General features: G+C 69.4%; 16 protein-coding genes. 11 read left to right on the forward strand and 5 right to left on the reverse strand.

Annotated elements, in window-relative coordinates; genetic code table 11:
* The first annotated feature begins 78 nt into the window (after positions 1 to 78).
* The 3 genes from BLU77_RS05625 (at position 79) to BLU77_RS05635 (ending at position 3,343) form a co-directional block, all read left to right on the forward strand.
* Positions 79 to 708 carry a GntR family transcriptional regulator gene (locus tag BLU77_RS05625; RefSeq protein WP_089772061.1) on the forward strand — a complete coding sequence of 210 codons (630 nt, stop codon included), beginning with the start codon at positions 79 to 81 and terminating at the stop codon, positions 706 to 708.
* Between the two features lie 140 nt (positions 709 to 848).
* Positions 849 to 2,042: an amidohydrolase gene (locus BLU77_RS05630; protein ID WP_089772062.1), complete on the forward strand. Its 1,194-nt coding sequence runs from the start codon at positions 849 to 851 to the stop codon at positions 2,040 to 2,042.
* A gap of 17 nt (positions 2,043 to 2,059) precedes the next feature.
* A complete protein-coding gene (locus BLU77_RS05635) occupies positions 2,060 to 3,343 on the forward strand; it encodes an MFS transporter (RefSeq protein WP_245708683.1) in 1,284 nt (427 codons plus the stop codon).
* 13 nt (positions 3,344 to 3,356) lie between these two features.
* On the opposite strand, the gene BLU77_RS05640 is transcribed toward BLU77_RS05635, so the two are convergent.
* Together BLU77_RS05640 and BLU77_RS05645 are read right to left on the reverse strand one after the other, a co-directional pair.
* Complete coding sequence (locus BLU77_RS05640) at positions 3,357 to 3,560, reverse strand: hypothetical protein (RefSeq protein WP_089772064.1); 204 nt, start codon at positions 3,558 to 3,560, stop codon at positions 3,357 to 3,359.
* Entirely contained in the window at positions 3,557 to 3,856 is a 300-nt protein-coding gene (locus tag BLU77_RS05645; protein WP_089772065.1) for a DUF1540 domain-containing protein, read from the reverse strand. Before BLU77_RS05645 ends, BLU77_RS05640 begins: the two co-directional genes overlap by 4 nt.
* A 188-nt stretch (positions 3,857 to 4,044) precedes the next feature.
* On the opposite strand from BLU77_RS05645, the gene BLU77_RS05650 reads away from it, so the two are divergent.
* Complete coding sequence (locus BLU77_RS05650; protein ID WP_089772066.1) at positions 4,045 to 4,410, forward strand: DUF488 domain-containing protein; 366 nt, start codon at positions 4,045 to 4,047, stop codon at positions 4,408 to 4,410.
* The gene (locus BLU77_RS05655) at positions 4,407 to 5,411 is read left to right on the forward strand and encodes a pirin family protein (RefSeq protein ID WP_089772067.1); all 1,005 of its coding nucleotides are present in this window, start codon (positions 4,407 to 4,409) and stop codon (positions 5,409 to 5,411) included. The genes BLU77_RS05650 and BLU77_RS05655 overlap by 4 nt, the downstream gene beginning before the upstream one ends.
* 22 nt (positions 5,412 to 5,433) lie before the next feature.
* Here the strand turns inward: BLU77_RS05655 and BLU77_RS05660 are convergent, their stop codons facing one another.
* Positions 5,434 to 6,300, reverse strand: coding sequence for an SDR family oxidoreductase (locus BLU77_RS05660; protein WP_089772068.1), 867 nt, complete (start codon positions 6,298 to 6,300; stop codon positions 5,434 to 5,436).
* 69 nt (positions 6,301 to 6,369) lie between these two features.
* Here BLU77_RS05660 and BLU77_RS05665 point away from each other — a divergent pair, with 69 nt between their 5' ends.
* Positions 6,370 to 7,032, forward strand: coding sequence for a hypothetical protein (locus BLU77_RS05665; RefSeq protein ID WP_089773007.1), 663 nt, complete (start codon positions 6,370 to 6,372; stop codon positions 7,030 to 7,032).
* Between the two features lie 57 nt (positions 7,033 to 7,089).
* Here BLU77_RS05665 and BLU77_RS05670 read toward each other — a convergent pair whose 3' ends face one another.
* A complete protein-coding gene (locus BLU77_RS05670) occupies positions 7,090 to 8,301 on the reverse strand; it encodes an IS110 family RNA-guided transposase (RefSeq protein ID WP_089773008.1) in 1,212 nt (403 codons plus the stop codon).
* Positions 8,302 to 8,625: 324 nt separating this feature from the next.
* Between BLU77_RS05670 and BLU77_RS05675 the strand changes: the two genes are divergently transcribed.
* Positions 8,626 to 10,014, forward strand: coding sequence for a mycothione reductase (locus BLU77_RS05675; protein ID WP_089772069.1), 1,389 nt, complete (start codon positions 8,626 to 8,628; stop codon positions 10,012 to 10,014).
* A gap of 70 nt (positions 10,015 to 10,084) precedes the next feature.
* Here BLU77_RS05675 and BLU77_RS22545 read toward each other — a convergent pair whose 3' ends face one another.
* Positions 10,085 to 10,690, reverse strand: a complete 606-nt coding sequence (locus BLU77_RS22545; RefSeq protein WP_089772070.1) for a YbjQ family protein — start codon at positions 10,688 to 10,690, stop codon at positions 10,085 to 10,087.
* A gap of 136 nt (positions 10,691 to 10,826) precedes the next feature.
* On the opposite strand from BLU77_RS22545, the gene BLU77_RS05685 reads away from it, so the two are divergent.
* The 4 genes from BLU77_RS05685 to BLU77_RS05700 all read left to right on the forward strand — a co-directional run bounded on the left by BLU77_RS05685 (position 10,827) and on the right by BLU77_RS05700 (position 16,427).
* Positions 10,827 to 11,993 carry a Gfo/Idh/MocA family protein gene (locus BLU77_RS05685; RefSeq protein ID WP_089772071.1) on the forward strand — a complete coding sequence of 389 codons (1,167 nt, stop codon included), beginning with the start codon at positions 10,827 to 10,829 and terminating at the stop codon, positions 11,991 to 11,993.
* Positions 11,994 to 12,370: 377 nt separating this feature from the next.
* The gene (locus BLU77_RS05690; RefSeq protein WP_089772072.1) at positions 12,371 to 12,985 is read left to right on the forward strand and encodes a PadR family transcriptional regulator; all 615 of its coding nucleotides are present in this window, start codon (positions 12,371 to 12,373) and stop codon (positions 12,983 to 12,985) included.
* A complete protein-coding gene (locus BLU77_RS05695; RefSeq protein WP_089772073.1) occupies positions 12,982 to 13,728 on the forward strand; it encodes an ABC transporter ATP-binding protein in 747 nt (248 codons plus the stop codon). Before BLU77_RS05690 ends, BLU77_RS05695 begins: the two co-directional genes overlap by 4 nt.
* A complete protein-coding gene (locus BLU77_RS05700; RefSeq protein WP_089772074.1) occupies positions 13,725 to 16,427 on the forward strand; it encodes an ABC transporter permease in 2,703 nt (900 codons plus the stop codon). Before BLU77_RS05695 ends, BLU77_RS05700 begins: the two co-directional genes overlap by 4 nt.
* The last annotated feature ends 31 nt before the right edge of the window (positions 16,428 to 16,458 follow it).

Genomic DNA, 16,458 nt, shown 5'->3' on the forward strand with positions numbered 1-16,458 from the left:
CGCAGGGCGAGCAGCGGGCGACCGGCCGGTGACGAACAGGGCACCGGCAGGTCACCCAGCCCGGCTTAGACTGCGGGAATGGTCGAGGTGTTCGAGTCCGAGTCCGTGCGGGTCACCCGACGGCTCCGGGACGAGATCATCGACGGCGTCCGTCCGCCCGGAAGCCGCCTGGTGGAGCGGGAACTCGCCGAGGAGCTCCAGGTGAGTCGAGTCCCGGTGCGTGAGGCACTGCGGGTGCTCACCTCCGAAGGCCTGGTCACACCCCGGCCCCGCTCGTGGGCCGTGGTGCGCGAGTTCACCCCCGACGACGTCGCCGAGCTGACCGAGGTGCGGGAAGCACTCGAAGTGCTCACCTTCCGGTTGGCGGCCGTACGGCGGGACCAGGCGGGACTGGACCGGCTGCGGGAGGCGTGGCAGCGGGAGAGCGAGGCGGCCGCCGTCGGGGACGGTGTGGCGGCGCGGCGTGCGGCGGCGGACTTCCACGAGGTGGCCACCGACCTGGCCGGCAACTCCCTGCTCAGCGAGCTGGGGGATACGTTGCGCAGCCGGATGCGGTGGCTGCTCGGCCAGCACGACGATCTCTCCCAGGTGACCGACGAGCATGCCGCCCTCCTGGCTGCCGTGGCCGACGGCGACAGCGCCCGCGCCGCAACCCTCGCCGAGGAGCACCTGCAGCGCTCCCGTGAGTGGGTCGCCCGGGTCCGCTGAGCACCCGCCGCACTGGCCCAGCCTCACCCCCGCCCCGCCCCACCCGGCGAACGCAACCTTGTGCGGCGGACCGGCAAATTCCCACGTGCCAACGTTGCGCTCGGCGGAGAGGGTTGTCAGGTTTGGTATACCATTTCGGGATGGCTGATCTTCTCCTGAGCAATGTGCGCCCCTGGGGTGCGGAACCGGTCGACATCGAGATCACCAGTGATCGGATCACCGGTACCCGCCCTGCCGGCGAGACGCCGCAGACCCCGGCGAGCTCCGCCGTCGTGGACGGGCAGGGCATGCTCGCCCTGCCCGGCTTCATCAATGCGCACGCCCACGTCGACAAGAGCTGGTGGAACCAGCCGTGGGTCTCCTACGGGGGTGAGCCCGGCACGCAGGGGCGAATCGCGCACGAGCGCGCCGAGCGGGACAAGTACGCCATCCCGAGCGTGCCCGGAGCCCGCGCCATCCTGGAGCAGTTCCTGATCCACGGCACCACCGCCACCCGCAGCCACGTCGACGTCGACCTCGGCGTCGGGCTGCGCGGGATCGAGTCGGTGCGCGAGGCAGCGGCCGAGCTGGACGGCGCCGTGCAGGTGGAGATCGTCGCGTTCCCGCAGGATGGCGTGATCCGCCGGCCCGGCGTGCTCGAGCTGCTCGACGCCGCGGCCGCGGCCGGAGCCACCAGCATCGGCGGGATCGACCCGTGCACCATCGACCGCGACCCCGTGGCACAGCTCGACGGCCTCTTCGAGATCGCCGAACGACGCGACGTCGGCATCGACATCCACCTGCACGACGGTGGCGAGCTCGGCGGGTTCACCTGCGATCTGATCGTCGATCGGGTGCGCCGCAGCGGGCTGCACGGCCGGGTGAACGTCTCGCACGGCTTCGCCCTCGGGGAGCTGGCCCCTGCGCGGCAAGCGGACCTGCTCGACGAGCTCGCCGAACTGGGCATCAGCTGGACCACCGTGGCCCCAGTGCGTTCGGCGCCGCTGCCGTGGCGGGCGATGCGGGACCGAATCGGGCTGGGGCTGGGGACCGACGGCATCCGTGACCTGTGGTCCCCGTTCGGTGACGGTGACATGCTGCGCATCGCACTCGCTTTCGCCCGCCTGCACGGGCTGCGCACCGACGAGGAGCTGAGCTATGCCGTGGAGCTGGCCGGCACCCGGGCCGCCGCCTTCGTGGGTCGTGACCAGCACAGCCTGGAACTGGGCTCGCGCGCCGACATCGTGCTGGTCGACGCCCAGAACGTGCCCGACGCGCTCGTGCGGGTACCGCGACGTGACCTCGTGCTTGCCGGCGGACGGGTGGTCGCGGCCGGGGGCGATCTGCAGCAGTGAACAGACTGCGCCAGTCCGTGGCGGTTCTGTCCGAGAACCGCCACTTCCGCCTGCTGTGGTGGTCGAACCTGTTCTTCTTCGGCGGCGTCTGGACCCAGACGCTGGTGCTGGCCTGGCTCGCCTTCGAGCTCACCGGGTCGGAGTTCTTGGTCGCGCTGTTCACGGCGGTGCGGCTGGCGCCGCTGCTGCTCGGGCCGTTCGCCGGAGCGTTCGCCGACCGGCACGACCGGGTCACCATCCTGCTGGTCACCTCCGCGTGGACGTGGGGCGCGGTGGTGCTGACGGCGGTGCTCGCCTCGGCGGGCGTCCTCACCTACTGGTGGGTGGTGCTCGCCGGCCTGGCGATCGGGCTGGGGCAGTCGCCGTCGCAGCCGGCCCGTGCGGCCCTGGTGCTGGAGCTGGTCGGGCGCAGCCGGCTGAGTAGCGCCAACGCCCTGAACGCGATGGCGATGAACATGACCCAGGTGGTCGGGCCGGCGCTCGGCGGGGTAATGATCGGCCTGCTCGGCGCTCCGGCCGCATTGTGGATCGCGGCGTGCTGGTTCGCCGCGGCGCTGCTGCTTGTCCTCCCGTTGCGCGGGGTCGTCCCGGCTCCTACACGCGAGGGGGCGCCAGTCTCCGCCGTGCGGATGGTGATCGGCGGTCTGCGCATCATTGCCAGGAACCGGCTCGCGGCCGCCGTGCTGGGTGTCACCCTCGCGGCGAACATCCTCGTCTGGCCGGTCTACCAGGCGTTTCTTCCCGTCTTCGCCGGGGATCAACTGGGCCTGACGGCGACCGGGCTCGGGTTTCTGCTCACCTGCTCCGGGGTCGGTGGGTTGCTCGGGTCGCTGGCCATCGCCGGACTCGGCGACTTCCGACGCAAGGGTGGCCTGTTCGTGATCGGCACCGGGCTGTGGGGTGTGCTCTGGGTGGCGTTCGCCTGGTCGCACCTACCGGCGCTGTCGTACCTGCTGATGATCGGGGTAGGGCTGACCAGTGCGGCTTTTGCCGTGCTGCAGACCACCCTGCTGCTGCTCACCACCGAGCCCGGGGTGCACGGCCGGGCGCTCGGGTTGCAGGAGCTCGCCATCGGGGTGATGCCGCTCTCCTCGCTGGTGCTCGGTGCGGTGGCGAACCAGGTCGGAGTGGGCCCGACGACGATGGTCAGTGCGGGCCTGCTGGTGGCGGTCATGGCGGTGGTGGCGCTGCGTACACCGGCGCTGCTGCGCTTCGACGGCAAGGACCCCGGTGGTACCGAGGGCCCCGCCGGTGGCGGTCCGCTTGCCCGCCGGGGCCGGACGGAACTCCCACCGGCCTGAGGTCCAGGCCGGGTCAGTCGGGTTTGTCTGCGGCCGTCAGCAGCGCGGCCAGTGTGGCGTCGTGGGCATCAGCGGGCACCGTGATCGTTTCGACGACGTCGAGGCGGTCGCAGGTGACCAGGTCCACGGCGATCCCGCCGCGCACCTGGCGGGTCCGCAGCTCGCCGCCGGCTGCCAGCCAGCGTTCGATGGCCGCGACCGGGTCGGCTCCGTTCACCTGGGGTCGTAGGTCAGACAATCTGCTTCATCGGTTCCCGCGCCCACACGCACTGAGGAAGCGGTGCATTCGAGCGAAGAATTGTGCGAACAGTCGGAACGCTGGCAGGCGCCGACGTGGGAGACCACCTTGTCCAGACCACCCTTGGAACTCAGTGGGATGAACGTGGCGCAATGCGCGTCTCCCGGAGTACCGGCGATGGTGACGGCGGCGGCATGACAGTGCGAGTGATCGTTGTAGGAGCAGCCCTCCACCGAGCACTCGGCGACAGTGGGCATTTCTGCGAGCGAACTCATTCGAAAACCTCCCGAGTAGCCGTGGTGAGTCAAGGTTAGACCCGTTCCCGGCTCACGGAAAGAGGAACAAAGAATTCCTCCGGACGAGTCGAAGAATGGCAATTGTGCTGCGCGAATATCACGTATTTCCACGGGTGTGGACGAGTCCGCCCAGGGCTGTAGGGCACCCGAGGGAGCACAATGGGACCATGCGTATCGCCCGCGTCTACGACGACCCCACGCCGCAGGACGGCACCCGCGTGCTGGTGGACCGGCTCTGGCCGCGCGGGCTGCGCAAGGACGATTCCCGGGTGGGCACCTGGGTGCGAGACGTCGCGCCCAGCAACGGGCTACGCCAGTGGTACGGCCACGACCCCGGGACGTTCGCCGAGTTCGCCGAGCGATACCGTGCCGAGCTGGACCAGCAGGACGCCGCGGACGCCCTGGAGAACCTGCGCTCCCTGCACGCGGGTGGCAGGCTCACCCTGGTCACCGCGACCCGGACGCTGGAGCTCTCCCACGCCGTCGTGCTGGCTGAACTGATCGACCCGGACGACGGTGAGGAGACACCATGAGCAACGTGGAAAGCGCACCCGTGGAGGTGGTGTGCACGGCGGTCGAGCGCGGCCCCGGTCCGGCGCAGGTGCGCCTGCTCGAGCCGCGCGACGTGCCGCTCGGTGGACCGCGTGCGATGTCCGTGCGCCGCACGCTCCCACAACGTGCCCTGTCGCTGATCGGTGCCTGGTGCTTCGTGGACCACTACGGCCCGGACGATGTGGCACGCACCGGCGGTATGGATGTCCCCCCGCACCCGCACACCGGTCTGCAGACGGTGAGCTGGCTGTTCTCCGGGCAGGTCGAGCACCGCGACTCCGCCGGGCATATCGCCACGATCGGGCCAGGTGCGCTGAGCTTGATGACGGCCGGCTCCGGAATCAGCCACTCCGAACGTTCCACCAGCGAGACCACCACCCTGCACGGTGTTCAGCTGTGGGTGGCGCTGCCCGAGGAGGCACGGTTCGGCGATCGAGCTTTCGACCACTATGAACCGCCCGTGCTGCGTGGAGACGGATATACCGCACAGGTGTTTCTCGGCAGTGCGTTCGGGCACACCTCCCCGGTCGCCACGGCCACTGAGCTTCTCGGTGCCGAGGTGCGGCTGGACCCCGGCGCCGAGGTGAGCCTGACGCCGTCGGGCATCTTCGAACTGGGCGTGCTGGTGGACCACGGCACCGTCACGGCGGACGGCACCCCGGTGCCGACCGACCACCTGGCCTTCCGGGAGGCGTGCGCCGACCCGATCACCCTGACGGCGGGGGAGCAGGGGGCCCGGGTGCTCGTCATCGGAGGGCCCCCGTTCGGTGAGCAGATCGTGATGTGGTGGAACTTCGTGGGGCGCAGCCACGACGAGATCGTTGCCTATCGGCAGGCGTGGCAGGCCGAGATCGGGGCGGCTGCCGGTGCCGACGGCGGAGCACCCCGCGCGCAGTTCGGCATCCCCGACGATCCAGGGGATCCGCTCCCCGCCCCGACGTTGCCACCGGTGCGGATCAAGCCGCGGGGAGCACCACGTTGAGCGCGGTGGCCGTGACCGGCGGTCAGAACACGGACTTTCCTCCCGTGACGCCGAGCACCGTTCCGCTGACGTAACTGGCATCGTCACAGGCGAGGAAGACCAATGCTGCGGCCACCTCGATGGGCTGGCCCGGTCGGCCCAACGGCGTGTCGGAACCGAATCCCGCCACCTTGTCCTCGTCGAAGGTGCTGGGAATGAGCGGGGTCCAGATCGGTCCCGGCGCCACCGCGTTGACCCGGATGCCGCGCGGTCCCAGCTCGGAGGCCAGGTTGACCATGAAGTTGTTCAGGGCGGACTTGGTGGCGGCGTAGTCAAGGAGCTGCTCGGACGGGCTGTAGGCCTGGATCGAGGTGGTGATGATGATGCTCGCTCCGGCTTTCAGATGCGGCACGAGAGCCTTCGTCAACCAGAAGGTGGCGAATACGTTGGTCTCGAAGACGCGTCGCAACTGGTCGCTGGGGATATCCACGATGCCGCCGGGGCGGGCCATCTGGTAGGCCGCGTTGTTGACCAGGACGTCGATGCCACCGAGTGCGTCCAGGGCTGCGGCCGCCAACTCGTTGTTGGCCTCCTCGGTGCGCTGGTCGGTGGGGAGCAGGACGCACCTGCCGCCTGCGTCCTCGACCACCGCGCGGGTGCTCTCGGCATCTTCCTGCTCCTCGGGCAGATACCCGATCGCGACCTCGGCACCTTCCTTCGCATACGCGATGGCAGTGGCTCGACCGATACCGGAATCACCCCCGGTGATCAGCGCCCTCTTCCCCTCCAAGCGTCCCCTGCCGGTGTAGCTCGTCTCGCCGTGATCGGGCTGTGGGTCCATGTCGGCCGTCCGGCCGGGCCATTGCTGTTGCTGTGCTGGAACATTCTCGAGGCGTGCGTGAGTGGCCATGTCTCCATCGTGTGCCGGTTCTGGTGCTGGTGCATCTGGGACCTTCGCTGCGATGGCTACGCTGGTCGGGTGTTCTCGGACTGGAGGCGGCGTCGCGCTGCCCGCAAGGTCAAGCCCGGCGACGGCCACTCGCTGCCGCGCTACCGCTGGTGGCAGCCACTCTCGCGGGCGCTGCTCCACCTTGAGATCCCCGAGGAGAACGGTTCGGGTCGCACTTGGTCGGTCGACGTCAGATTGTGGGGCGACAAGGACGGCGAGGTCCTGGCCCACCTGTACTGCGAGGGCCGTCACCACGCACGGTCCACACTGCCCGCGATCTTCCCGGTGCCCGGAGGTGTCGTGGAGGTGGCCGCCAGCAGCTTCGGACTCAAGCGCTGCCACTACGTGCGTGAGGAGGGCCCGGAGCGGCAGTTCCGCCCGGATCGGGCGTCCGCTGAGGGCCGCCGGGAGCGTCTGGAGCGTCGGCACCCGAGCCTGAGCCGTGCCATCGGGGTCATCTCCGTGGTTGTGCTCGTGGTCGGCGTGATCCTCGGCCTTCCACAGATCGCGCAGGAGGTCTCCCAGATTCCTCCCATCGCCGAGCGGTGGGGCACCTTCACCGCACCGATCGAGCTCCCGGCATCGCTCAACATCGCTGTGGTGATCGCCACCCTGGCGGCCAGCACCGAACGTGCGTTGCGCCTGCGCTACCACTGGTTGCTCGACGGCGGTCTGTTCGACGGCGAGGAGTAGCCGATCCCGCACCGAAACCTCGCCACGCGTGGCTAGATAGCCCAGGGGTCTAACGTGTCAAGCGGCTGTGCTCTGGCGGTGTGCCCAGGCGGTGTGCTCGTCGTAGGGGGTGGCGTGCTTGAGGCAGCCGTGGAGGATGGCGACGAGGCGGTTGCCCAGGGCCCGTAGGGCTTCGTGGTGCTTGTAGTCGGCGGCGCGGCGTTCGTCGTAGTAGTCGCGGGCTCCGGGGCTGTGGGTCAGGGAGCAGAAGGCCCACTGGTCGATCGCGTCGTAGAGGCGCTTGTTGCGCACGAGCCTGGCCACCACGGCCCGTTTCTTGCCCGAGGCCTTGGTCAGGGGTGAGGTGCCGGCGTAGTTCCTGCGAGACTTGGCGCCGGCGAAGCGTTCGGGGTCGTCCCCGAACTCGCCGAGTACCCGGGCGCCGAGGACGTCACCCAGGCCTGGCAGCGAGAGGTAGATGTCGGCGTCCGGGTGCTGCTCAAAAGACTGGTCCAGCTGCTTTTCGAGCTGGTCGATCTGTGTGTTGAGGGTGACCAGCAGTGCCACGGCGGACCTGGTGGTGGTCGCGTAGGCGTCGGCGATCTCCTGCGGCGCGCGCAGCTGCTCGGTGCGCAGGCTGGCCTGGATCCGTTCGGCGGTGGCGTCCAGGTAGCGGCGGCGCCCGCCTGCGCGCAGCGCGGCCTTGAGCTGGGTGATGCTCAGCCGGGCCCCGGTGGCCGGGTCGGGAGCGCGGCCCAGCACGGCCAGGGTGTCGCGGTCGTCCAGGTCCTCGAAGGCGTCCACCGCGGCCGGGTAATACTCGCGCAGGGCGTTGCGCAGCCGGTTGGTCTCCCGGGTGCGTGACCAGATCATGTTCTGGTGGGCCCGGGCCAAGACCTTGATGCCCTCCACCTGGGAGCTGTCCCCGGCGACCGGGCGGTGGTTGTGGGCGTCGGTGCGGACCAGGTCGGCCAGCATCTTGGCGTCGGCCGGGTCGGACTTGCCGCCGCCGACGTGGTGACGCTCCCGATACCGGGCGGCGGCCTTGGGGTTGATCGCGTAGACCACATACCCGGCCGCGACGAGCGCCTGCACCCACAGTCCGCGGTCAGTCTCGATCGCGATGGCCACCTGCTCGGGGTCCTCGGTGTGGGCACCGACCATGGCATGGAGGGCCCCGATCCCGGTGATGCCCTCCGGCAGCCTCCTGGTAGCCAGCTTCTTGCCCGTCTCGTCCATCAGGTGCACGTCGTGGTGATCCTCAGCCCAGTCGTCCCCGACGAAGATCATGTCCACCACCTCCTCTCCTCGTGTCGGTTCATTCTTGCGGAGCCGAGACCGCCCAGGCAGCGACCTAATGGATCAGTGCTCACCACGCGACCACAGGTGGACCGGCCGGGGCACGACACCCCATCAGCACTCGACGGGCGACCTATCCGCCGACCGGGGCACGATCTAGCCATAGAGGTCAATGCCTCAGGCTGAGGACGGTGCTCACCGGCCGACGGCTCGGCCAACAGCCTCCCACCCGAGGAAAGACCTCACCTCTGATCGGTGACTGCACTCCCATTAGGCTGAGCGGGCATCCTCACCTCAACTCCGAAGGAACTGCCTGTGCCACACGTCGACCTGCTCCTGATCGGCACCGGATCGGGCAATTCGATCCTGTCCGAGGACTTCTCCGACCGCTCCGTGGCACTGGTCGAACGCGGGACGTTCGGCGGCACCTGCCTGAACGTCGGCTGTATCCCCACGAAGATGTTCGTGCACACCGCCGACGTGGCCGCGACGCCCGGTGTGTCCTCGCGGCTCGGGGTGGACGAGACGCTCGATCAGGTGCGCTGGCTGGACATCCGCGACCGCATCTTCGGCCGGATCGACCCGATCGCCTCGGGTGGCCGGGAGTACCGCACCGTGCATCAGGACAACTCACACGTGCAGGTGCACGAGGGCACGGCCACGTTCACCGGGGAACGTCGGGTGCAGGTGACCCCCAACGACGGCGGCCCACCGGTGGAGCTGACCGCCGACCAGATCGTGGTGGCCGCCGGTGGGCGACCGTTCGTGCCGGCCATCGACGGACTGGAGGACGTGGACTTCCACACCAGCGACACCGTCATGCGGTTGGACCGGCTGCCCGAGCACATGACCATCCTCGGCGGCGGCTTCATCGCCGCCGAGCTCGCGCACGTGTTCAGCTCGCTCGGCGTGGCGGTCACCGTGATCAACCGCTCCGGTGCACTGCTGCGGCAGGAGGACGACGAGGTCTCCGCCCGGTTCACCGAGCTCGCCGCGCAGCGCTGGGACGTGCGACTGGACACGAGAGTGCGCAGCGTCAGTCAGCAGGGCGGCACGATCCGTCTCGAGCTGGACGGCCCGGAGGGGTCCACCACGCTGGAGACCGGTGAGTTGCTCGTGGCCGTGGGTCGGGTGCCGAACACTGACCTGCTGGATGCGCCGGCGGGCGGGCTCGGGATGAACCCGGCCGGACTCCTGGTGGTGGACGAATACCAGCGCACCACCGTCGAGGGTGTCTGGGCGCTCGGGGACATCTGCTCCCCGTGGGAGCTCAAGCACGTGGCCAACCACGAGGCACGCGTCGTTCAGCACAATCTGCTGCACCCGGACCACTTGCGGGCGAGCGATCACCGGTACGTGCCGCACGCGGTGTTCTCCTCACCGCAGATCGCCGCGGTCGGGCTCACCGAGAAACAGGCACGCGCCCAGGGGACGGAGATCTCAGTGGCCCAGCAGGCCTACGCCGACATCGCCTACGGCTGGGCGATGGAGGACACCACCGGTTTCGCCAAGCTCATCGCCGAGAAGGGGACCGGCCGGCTGATCGGCGCGCACATCATCGGCCCGCAGGCATCGACGCTGATCCAACCCCTCATCCAGGCGATGAGCTTCGAGCAAGACGTGCGCGAGGTCGCCCGCGGCCAGTACTGGATCCACCCGGCGATGCCGGAACTGGTGGAGAACGCGCTGCTGCAGCTGGAGTGAGACCGCCACATCGAGAAATCACACGTCGATCGGGCTACCCTACCGCCAGATCGACGTGTGACTTCCTGCCCTACTGGTACGGGTTCTGCCCGTACCCCGGCGGTGGGGGCGGGTTCTGCCCGTACCCCGGTTGCGGCTGACCCGGTTGCGGCTGGCCCGGCTGTGGAGGTTGGGGCTGAGCCGGATGCTGGCCGTAGCTGGTCTGCGGCTGCGGCTGATCGGGGGCGGCCGGGGCCTGCGCACCGTAGCCGGCGGCCGGGGGCGGCTGCGAAGCGGACGGACCCTGCGGCGTCGAGGCGGCCCCGCCCTGGGCGGCCACCTGCGCCGACTGCTTGGTGTGCCCTTCCTCATCCTCGTTCAGGGGAACGGCATACACGGCCGTCCCGTAGGCGCACACCTCGGAGAACGCCTGAGCGATGTCACCGGTGTCGAACCGCATCCCGATCACGGCGTTCGCACCGCGCCGCTGCGCCTCCGTGGTCATCCGGTTCATCACTTCCTGACGGCTCTCGTAGACGAGCTGGGTGTACTCGGTCACCTCACCGCCACCGATGGAACGGAAGCTGGCGACGAAGTTCTGGCCGGCGTTCGCGGCACGCACGGTCATCCCCATCACCTCTCCCATCACAGCGTCGATGCGGTACCCCGGGATCTCATTCGTGGTCACAACGATCATGGGCTCATCCTGACACCGAATCGTCGTCGGTGGGAGGGGAGCACTGCCCACCGGTGGCAACCGGCGGCAACCGTTCACCCACCCGAGATCACCGCCATAGGGTGAACGCAACGTTCGCCAGCGAAAGGGGCACCAGGTGTCGGAGCAGGTCAGGATCGGGATCATCGGCTACGGGGCACAGGGCTCGGTGTACGCCCGGATGCTCGCCGAGGGGTCGATCCCCGGCGCCACGCTCGGCGGCGTCGCCGACCACAACGAGGCCCGCCGGAGCATCGCGGCCGAGACGCACGCCGAGACGCCGCTCTTCGAGAACTACCCCAGCCTGCTCCATAGCGGATCCGTGGACGCCGTGGTCACCACGGTGCCGCACTACCTGCACCCGGAGGTGGCGATGGCCGCCCTCGATGCCGGGTTGCACGTGCTGGTGGAGAAGCCCGCCGGGGTATACACGGCGCAGGTGCGTGAGCTGAACGAGTTCGCGGCCACCAAGCCCGAGCTCACCTTCGCCATCATGTTCAACCAGCGCACGAACCCGCTGTACCGGAAGATCAAGGAGATCGTGGACGCGGGCGAGATCGGCGCGATCCGCCGTTCGAACTGGATCATCACCACGTGGTGGCGCCCGCAGGGCTACTACGAGCAGAGCGCCTGGCGTGCCACCTGGGGTGGCGAAGGCGGCGGCGTCCTGGTGAACCAGGCGCCGCACCAGCTGGACTTGTGGCAGTGGATTTGCGGTGTGCCGCAGTCCGTGGTGGCCAAGGCCGGGTTCGGGTTCCGCCGGGACATCGCCGTCGAGGACGAGGTCACCGCCATGGTCGACTACGGCGACGGCGCCACCGGTGTGTTCATCACCGCCACCCACGACCTGATCGGCACCGACCGGTTCGAGATCCTCGGCGACAAGGGCAAGATCGTCGTGGACGGCTCCGCCACCGCCACGGTGACCCGGCTGGTCAAGGACGAGCAGGAGATCAGCGCCGACGTCGGCGCCGAGGACGTAGGCAAGATGTTCAAGGGCCAGCTCAACTTCGACGACATGCACGAGTCCGAGACGATCTCCTTCGACTCCGCGTGGGGCTCCCAGCACGGTGAGGTGCTGCGCAACTTCGCCGCGAACGTTCGCGGCGAGGAGCCCCTGCTCGCCCCCGGCTCGGACGGGATGAACGGGGTGCGGTTGGCCAACGCCATCCACCTGTCCGCCTGGCTCGGCCGCGAGGTCCCGATCGACTTCGACGAGGCCGAGTACCTGAGCGAGCTGAACTCCCGGATCCGCGACGAGGGGCAGTTCCCCGAGCGTTCCTGAACGCCTCCCGACGGCGCGCCTTCGTGCGGTAGGTGCCACTCGCCGTCGCCTTCGGGCAAGGATGGCGACGACGGACGGCACCTACCGGCACGGGCCGCCCCTGGGTGCCATCCGCTGTTGGACTGCTGCCGCGACACGACGACGGATGGCGCCTACCAGGGCGAGGCCGACCGCTAGGTGCCATCCGCTGTCGGTCTGCACGTCGCCAGCCGACGGCGAACGGCACCTACCGCGACCCGGCCCCGGGTTGGTGCCATCTGTCGTCGGTTGAGATGCCGCGTTCCGACGACGGACGGCACCTACCGGCGCGTCTTGCCTTGACGGTTACTCAGTAACTGCTAGGTTACTCGGTAACCGAGGGAAACTGGGGAGGGCTGATGTCGGTCAAGCAGGGAATGCTGGCGCTGCTGAGCGTGGAACCGATGGGTGTCGCGCGGCTGCGCAAGGAGTTCGAGGCACGCACCGGGGGGACCTGGCCGTTGAACATCGGGCAGGTGTACACCACGATTCAGCGGCTCGAGCGGGACGGACTCGTTGACCGAGCTGATGACCACGGGGACCCGGCTGAGGATGACTCGGGCGCCGTCGTCGAACGGTTCGTGCTGACGGCGGCGGGTCGGGAGGCTGCCGAGGGGTGGTGGCTCACCCCGGTCCGGCGGGGCGCTCCGGAACGGGACGAACTGGTGATCAAGGTGGCGCTTGCCGTCACCACTCCCGGCGTTCAGGTGCGGGACGTGGTGCAGCGCCAACGCACCGAGACGATGCGGGCGCTGCGCGACCTCACCCGGCTCAAGGCCGGCGTCGAGGGGGACGGTACCGAGGACCTCGCATGGTCGCTGGTCCTGGACAACCATGTGTTCGCGGCGGAGGCGGAGCTGCGCTGGCTCGATCACATCGAGGCCAGAGCCGAACGTGCCTCGCGATTCCGGACGGAACCATCCCGGCGCGATGCCAACGCGGTGCGCAATCCCTCCGAGGAGCACACCCGATGAGCGCCGGTCCGGTGATCCTGCAGCTCGTCGGGGCCACCCGCGTGCACGGTGACGGTGCTCGCGAGGTCCGCGCGCTGGACGAGGTCGACCTCTCCGTCCGAATGGGCGAATTGGTCGCCGTGATGGGACCGTCCGGATCGGGCAAGTCCACACTGCTGAACATGGCCGGCGGCCTGGACACCCCGACCAGTGGCGAGGTGCTCCTGGCCGGTGACTCCCTCTCCGATCTGGACGCGAAGGGCCGAGCCGCGTTGCGCCGTCGACGGATCGGCTACGTCTTCCAGGACTTCAACCTGATCCCCGCGCTCACCGCGGCCGAGAACGTCTCATTGCCGCGCGAGCTGGACGGTGTGCGGGCACGCAAGGCCCGGCGGGAGGCGCTCGCGGCGCTGGACGAGGTGGACTTGCGCCAGCTCGCGAATCGGTTCCCGGATGAGATGTCCGGCGGACAGCAGCAACGGGTGGCGATAGCGCGGGCGCTCGTGGGCCCGCGACGCCTCGTGCTTGCCGACGAACCCACCGGCGCGCTCGACTCCACCACCGGTGAGGCCGTGATGAAGGTGCTCCGCGCCCGGGTGGACGCCGGTGCCGCCGGCCTGCTCGTCACCCACGAACCGCGGTTCGCTGCGTGGGCCGATCGGACCGTGTTCCTGCGCGACGGGGTGATCGTCGACGCCACCGAGCCGGACGAACCCGAGCACCTGCTGACTACTGCCGGACCGAGGCACCGGGACGGGCGATGAGCCGCTGGCTGACACGCTGGCGTGCTGCCTTGCGTATCGCACGCCGGGACGCGCTGCGGAGCAAGGGTCGCACCGTGTTGGTCGTACTGCTGATGATGCTGCCGGTCGCTGCGGGGACCTTCGCGATCGGTGTGCTGCGGATGTCCTCGCCCACGCCCGAGACCCAGATCGAATGGGCGATGGGTGAGTCGGCCCAGGCCCGCCTCTCGTTGCCGTGCGGTGAGCGGATCCCGACGGTTCAGGAGGCCGACGGCTCGCCCCTTTCATGCGATGGAGGCACCAGTCTGGGGCCGGTGACCGACGCAGAGTGGGCGTCCGTGCTGCCGGACGGAGCGGACACAGTGGACGGCGCGCAGATCGGGACGAGTATCCGTTCGGCAGATGCGCTGATCGACTACGCCGACGTGATCGAGGTGGACGCGCACCTCGTGCCCGGGTTGCTCGGGTCTGTCACCGGGGAGCCCGTGCCCACTGCCGGTGAAGCGATCCTGGTCCGCGGCGTCGCTGACCGCCTCGGCGTGGGTGTCGGGGATGAGGCGGAGATCGACCTTGCCGGGGACCTCACTGCGGTCACGGTCATCGGCCTCGGCGACAGTGCCACCGCCACGACGGGCGCCGTGCTCGGTCCGGGTACCATTCCCGACGGCGTCGCCGAGCCGATCTGGTTCGTCGTCGGGGATTCCCCGGTCAGCTGGGCCGATGTGGTCGAGATCAACACGATCGGCCTTGTGGTGGAGAGCCGGTCGGTGATCCTCGACCCGCCGCCGGACGATGTGGTCTACGTCGGACAGTTCGTCGCCCCCGGTGCCGACACCACGATGATCGGCTACGTCCTCGCGGTTGGTGGCCTGGGGCTGCTGGAGGTGGTCCTCCTGGTGGGTCCGGCGTTCGCGGTGGGTGCGAAGCGGAGCGCACGGTCGCTGGCTCTGGTGGCCGCCGCGGGCGGACAACCGGGCGACCTGCGCCGGATCGTGCTCGCAGGCGGCGTCGTGGCCGGACTGATCGCCGCGGTCGTAGGGGTCGTGGTCGGCGTCGTGGCCAGCTCGATCCTGTTCGCGGCATTACGCGGCTCGGCCAGCCCCATGGCGAACCTGGTCTTTCCTGTGGGGGAGTGGGTGGCTGTGGGGGCGGTTGCCTTGCTGCTCGGCCTCGCTGCCGCCTGGTTCCCGGCGCGCGCGGCGTCCCGGGCGGACGTGGTCACGGTGCTGGCCGGGCGCCGGAGTGAACCGCCGCAGCGGCGAGGAGTTCCGTGGGTGGGTCTCGGAGTGGCCGTCGCAGGTCTCGTGCTCGGCGTCGTTGCCGCGACCGTGAGGCAGCCCATCCTGCTCGCCGTCGGTGCGATCGCGGTAGAGATCGGCATCATCGTGTCCGTTGGAGCATTGGTGGCGCTGGTCGGGCGGCTCGCGCCACGGCTCGGTGTGGCCGGGAGGTTCGCGCTTCGCGATGCGAATAGGCACCGCAGTCGGACCACCCCTGCGGTTGCGGCAGTGGTGGCCGCTGTCGCGGCGATGACGGCGGGTCTGGCATTCACGATGAGTGAGGACCGAGCCCAGGAGAACATCCGGCAGCCGGTCGCCGCCGACGGAACCGGGCTGCTCAACCTCGGCACCTGGTACAGCTCGGCAACCGAGCAACAGGCGTTGTTCGAGGACGCGACCGCGATCGTCGAGAGCGAGCTCCCGGATGCGGCGCTCGCACCGGTGCTCGAGGTCGCCGAAGTCGAGACCGGGGCGTTCCATTGGCCCGTCGCCATGACCGACCCTGCGCAGGCATGCCCCGACCCGTCCCTGTGGGCAGCGGACGCGGAGGATCCACGATGCCGGTTCGAGACGAGTATGTCGGCCGGTTTCACCTGGGGCTACCAACTCGTCGACGACGGAACGTGGGTCAGCACGCTCGGGCTGGATGGCGCCGAAGAGGCAGCTGCAGCACTCGCCAGCGGCCACGCCCTGACTAATGACCCGAACGCGATCTGGCCAGACGGCAATGTGCACATTTCCTCCGGAGACGGCGACCCAGAGAATCCGGAGGAAGCACTGGTGCTTCCGGCCCACCTGGTGCCGTGGTCCTCGATCCAGTACAACCTCGTGCTTCCCCTGGATTCGGTGGCCCTGCTGCCCGCGGATGACGACCCCGGCAGCACAGCGCTCGATCAGGGCCTCATCGAGGTTCGGATCAGCGGTGGCACCATCACCGGCGTGTCCTTGGCTCAAGCCGAGGTGGACCGTGTCAACCGGCTGCTTTCCGACATTGGGCCCAACACGCGCCTCCAGGTCGAAGGCCAGATGCACCAGCAGGACTCCGGCGTGACTACGTTCGTCCTGCTCGCCATCGCCGCCTTCGTCGCTCTCGCCGCCACCGGCTTGAGCGTGGGACTGGCTCTGGCCGACTCCCGTGCCGATCTGGCTACGCTCGCCGCGGTCGGCGCCAGCCCGCGTATCCGGCGTCGGGTCACTGCCGCCCAGGCCGGCGTGATCGCGGTGATTGGAACGGCCACCGGAATCGTCACTGGCATCGCGCTCAGTTTCGTGGTGGGCCGGTGGGCGGCCACCAGTTACGGCTACGGCGATGCCTGGCAGACGATCATCCCGTGGCAGCCGCTGCTGCTCGCGCTCGCCGGAATCCCGGTCCTCGCCATCGCCGGCGGCTGGCTGTTCACGCGATCCCGGCTCCCGGTGGTGCGCCGGATCGCCTCCTGACTGCCGTGGGTGCACCGGGGGAGGGCCGGTG

This window comes from Ruania alba (assembly GCF_900105765.1).
Classification (GTDB): domain Bacteria; phylum Actinomycetota; class Actinomycetes; order Actinomycetales; family Beutenbergiaceae; genus Ruania; species Ruania alba.

What these genes read in the sequence shown, in the direction of transcription:
- BLU77_RS05650 (WP_089772066.1), top strand. Translation starts at nt 4,045, where the DNA reads ATGCGTATCGCCCGCGTCTACGACGACCCCACGCCGCAGGACGGCACC.
- BLU77_RS05655 (WP_089772067.1), top strand. Translation starts at nt 4,407, where the DNA reads ATGAGCAACGTGGAAAGCGCACCCGTGGAGGTGGTGTGCACGGCGGTC.
- BLU77_RS05625 (WP_089772061.1), top strand. Translation starts at nt 79, where the DNA reads ATGGTCGAGGTGTTCGAGTCCGAGTCCGTGCGGGTCACCCGACGGCTC.
- BLU77_RS05670 (WP_089773008.1), bottom strand. Translation starts at nt 8,301, where the DNA reads ATGATCTTCGTCGGGGACGACTGGGCTGAGGATCACCACGACGTGCAC.
- BLU77_RS05645 (WP_089772065.1), bottom strand. Translation starts at nt 3,856, where the DNA reads ATGAGTTCGCTCGCAGAAATGCCCACTGTCGCCGAGTGCTCGGTGGAG.
- BLU77_RS05660 (WP_089772068.1), bottom strand. Translation starts at nt 6,300, where the DNA reads ATGGCCACTCACGCACGCCTCGAGAATGTTCCAGCACAGCAACAGCAA.
- BLU77_RS05700 (WP_089772074.1), top strand. Translation starts at nt 13,725, where the DNA reads ATGAGCCGCTGGCTGACACGCTGGCGTGCTGCCTTGCGTATCGCACGC.
- BLU77_RS05690 (WP_089772072.1), top strand. Translation starts at nt 12,371, where the DNA reads ATGTCGGTCAAGCAGGGAATGCTGGCGCTGCTGAGCGTGGAACCGATG.
- BLU77_RS22545 (WP_089772070.1), bottom strand. Translation starts at nt 10,690, where the DNA reads ATGATCGTTGTGACCACGAATGAGATCCCGGGGTACCGCATCGACGCT.
- BLU77_RS05695 (WP_089772073.1), top strand. Translation starts at nt 12,982, where the DNA reads ATGAGCGCCGGTCCGGTGATCCTGCAGCTCGTCGGGGCCACCCGCGTG.
- BLU77_RS05630 (WP_089772062.1), top strand. Translation starts at nt 849, where the DNA reads ATGGCTGATCTTCTCCTGAGCAATGTGCGCCCCTGGGGTGCGGAACCG.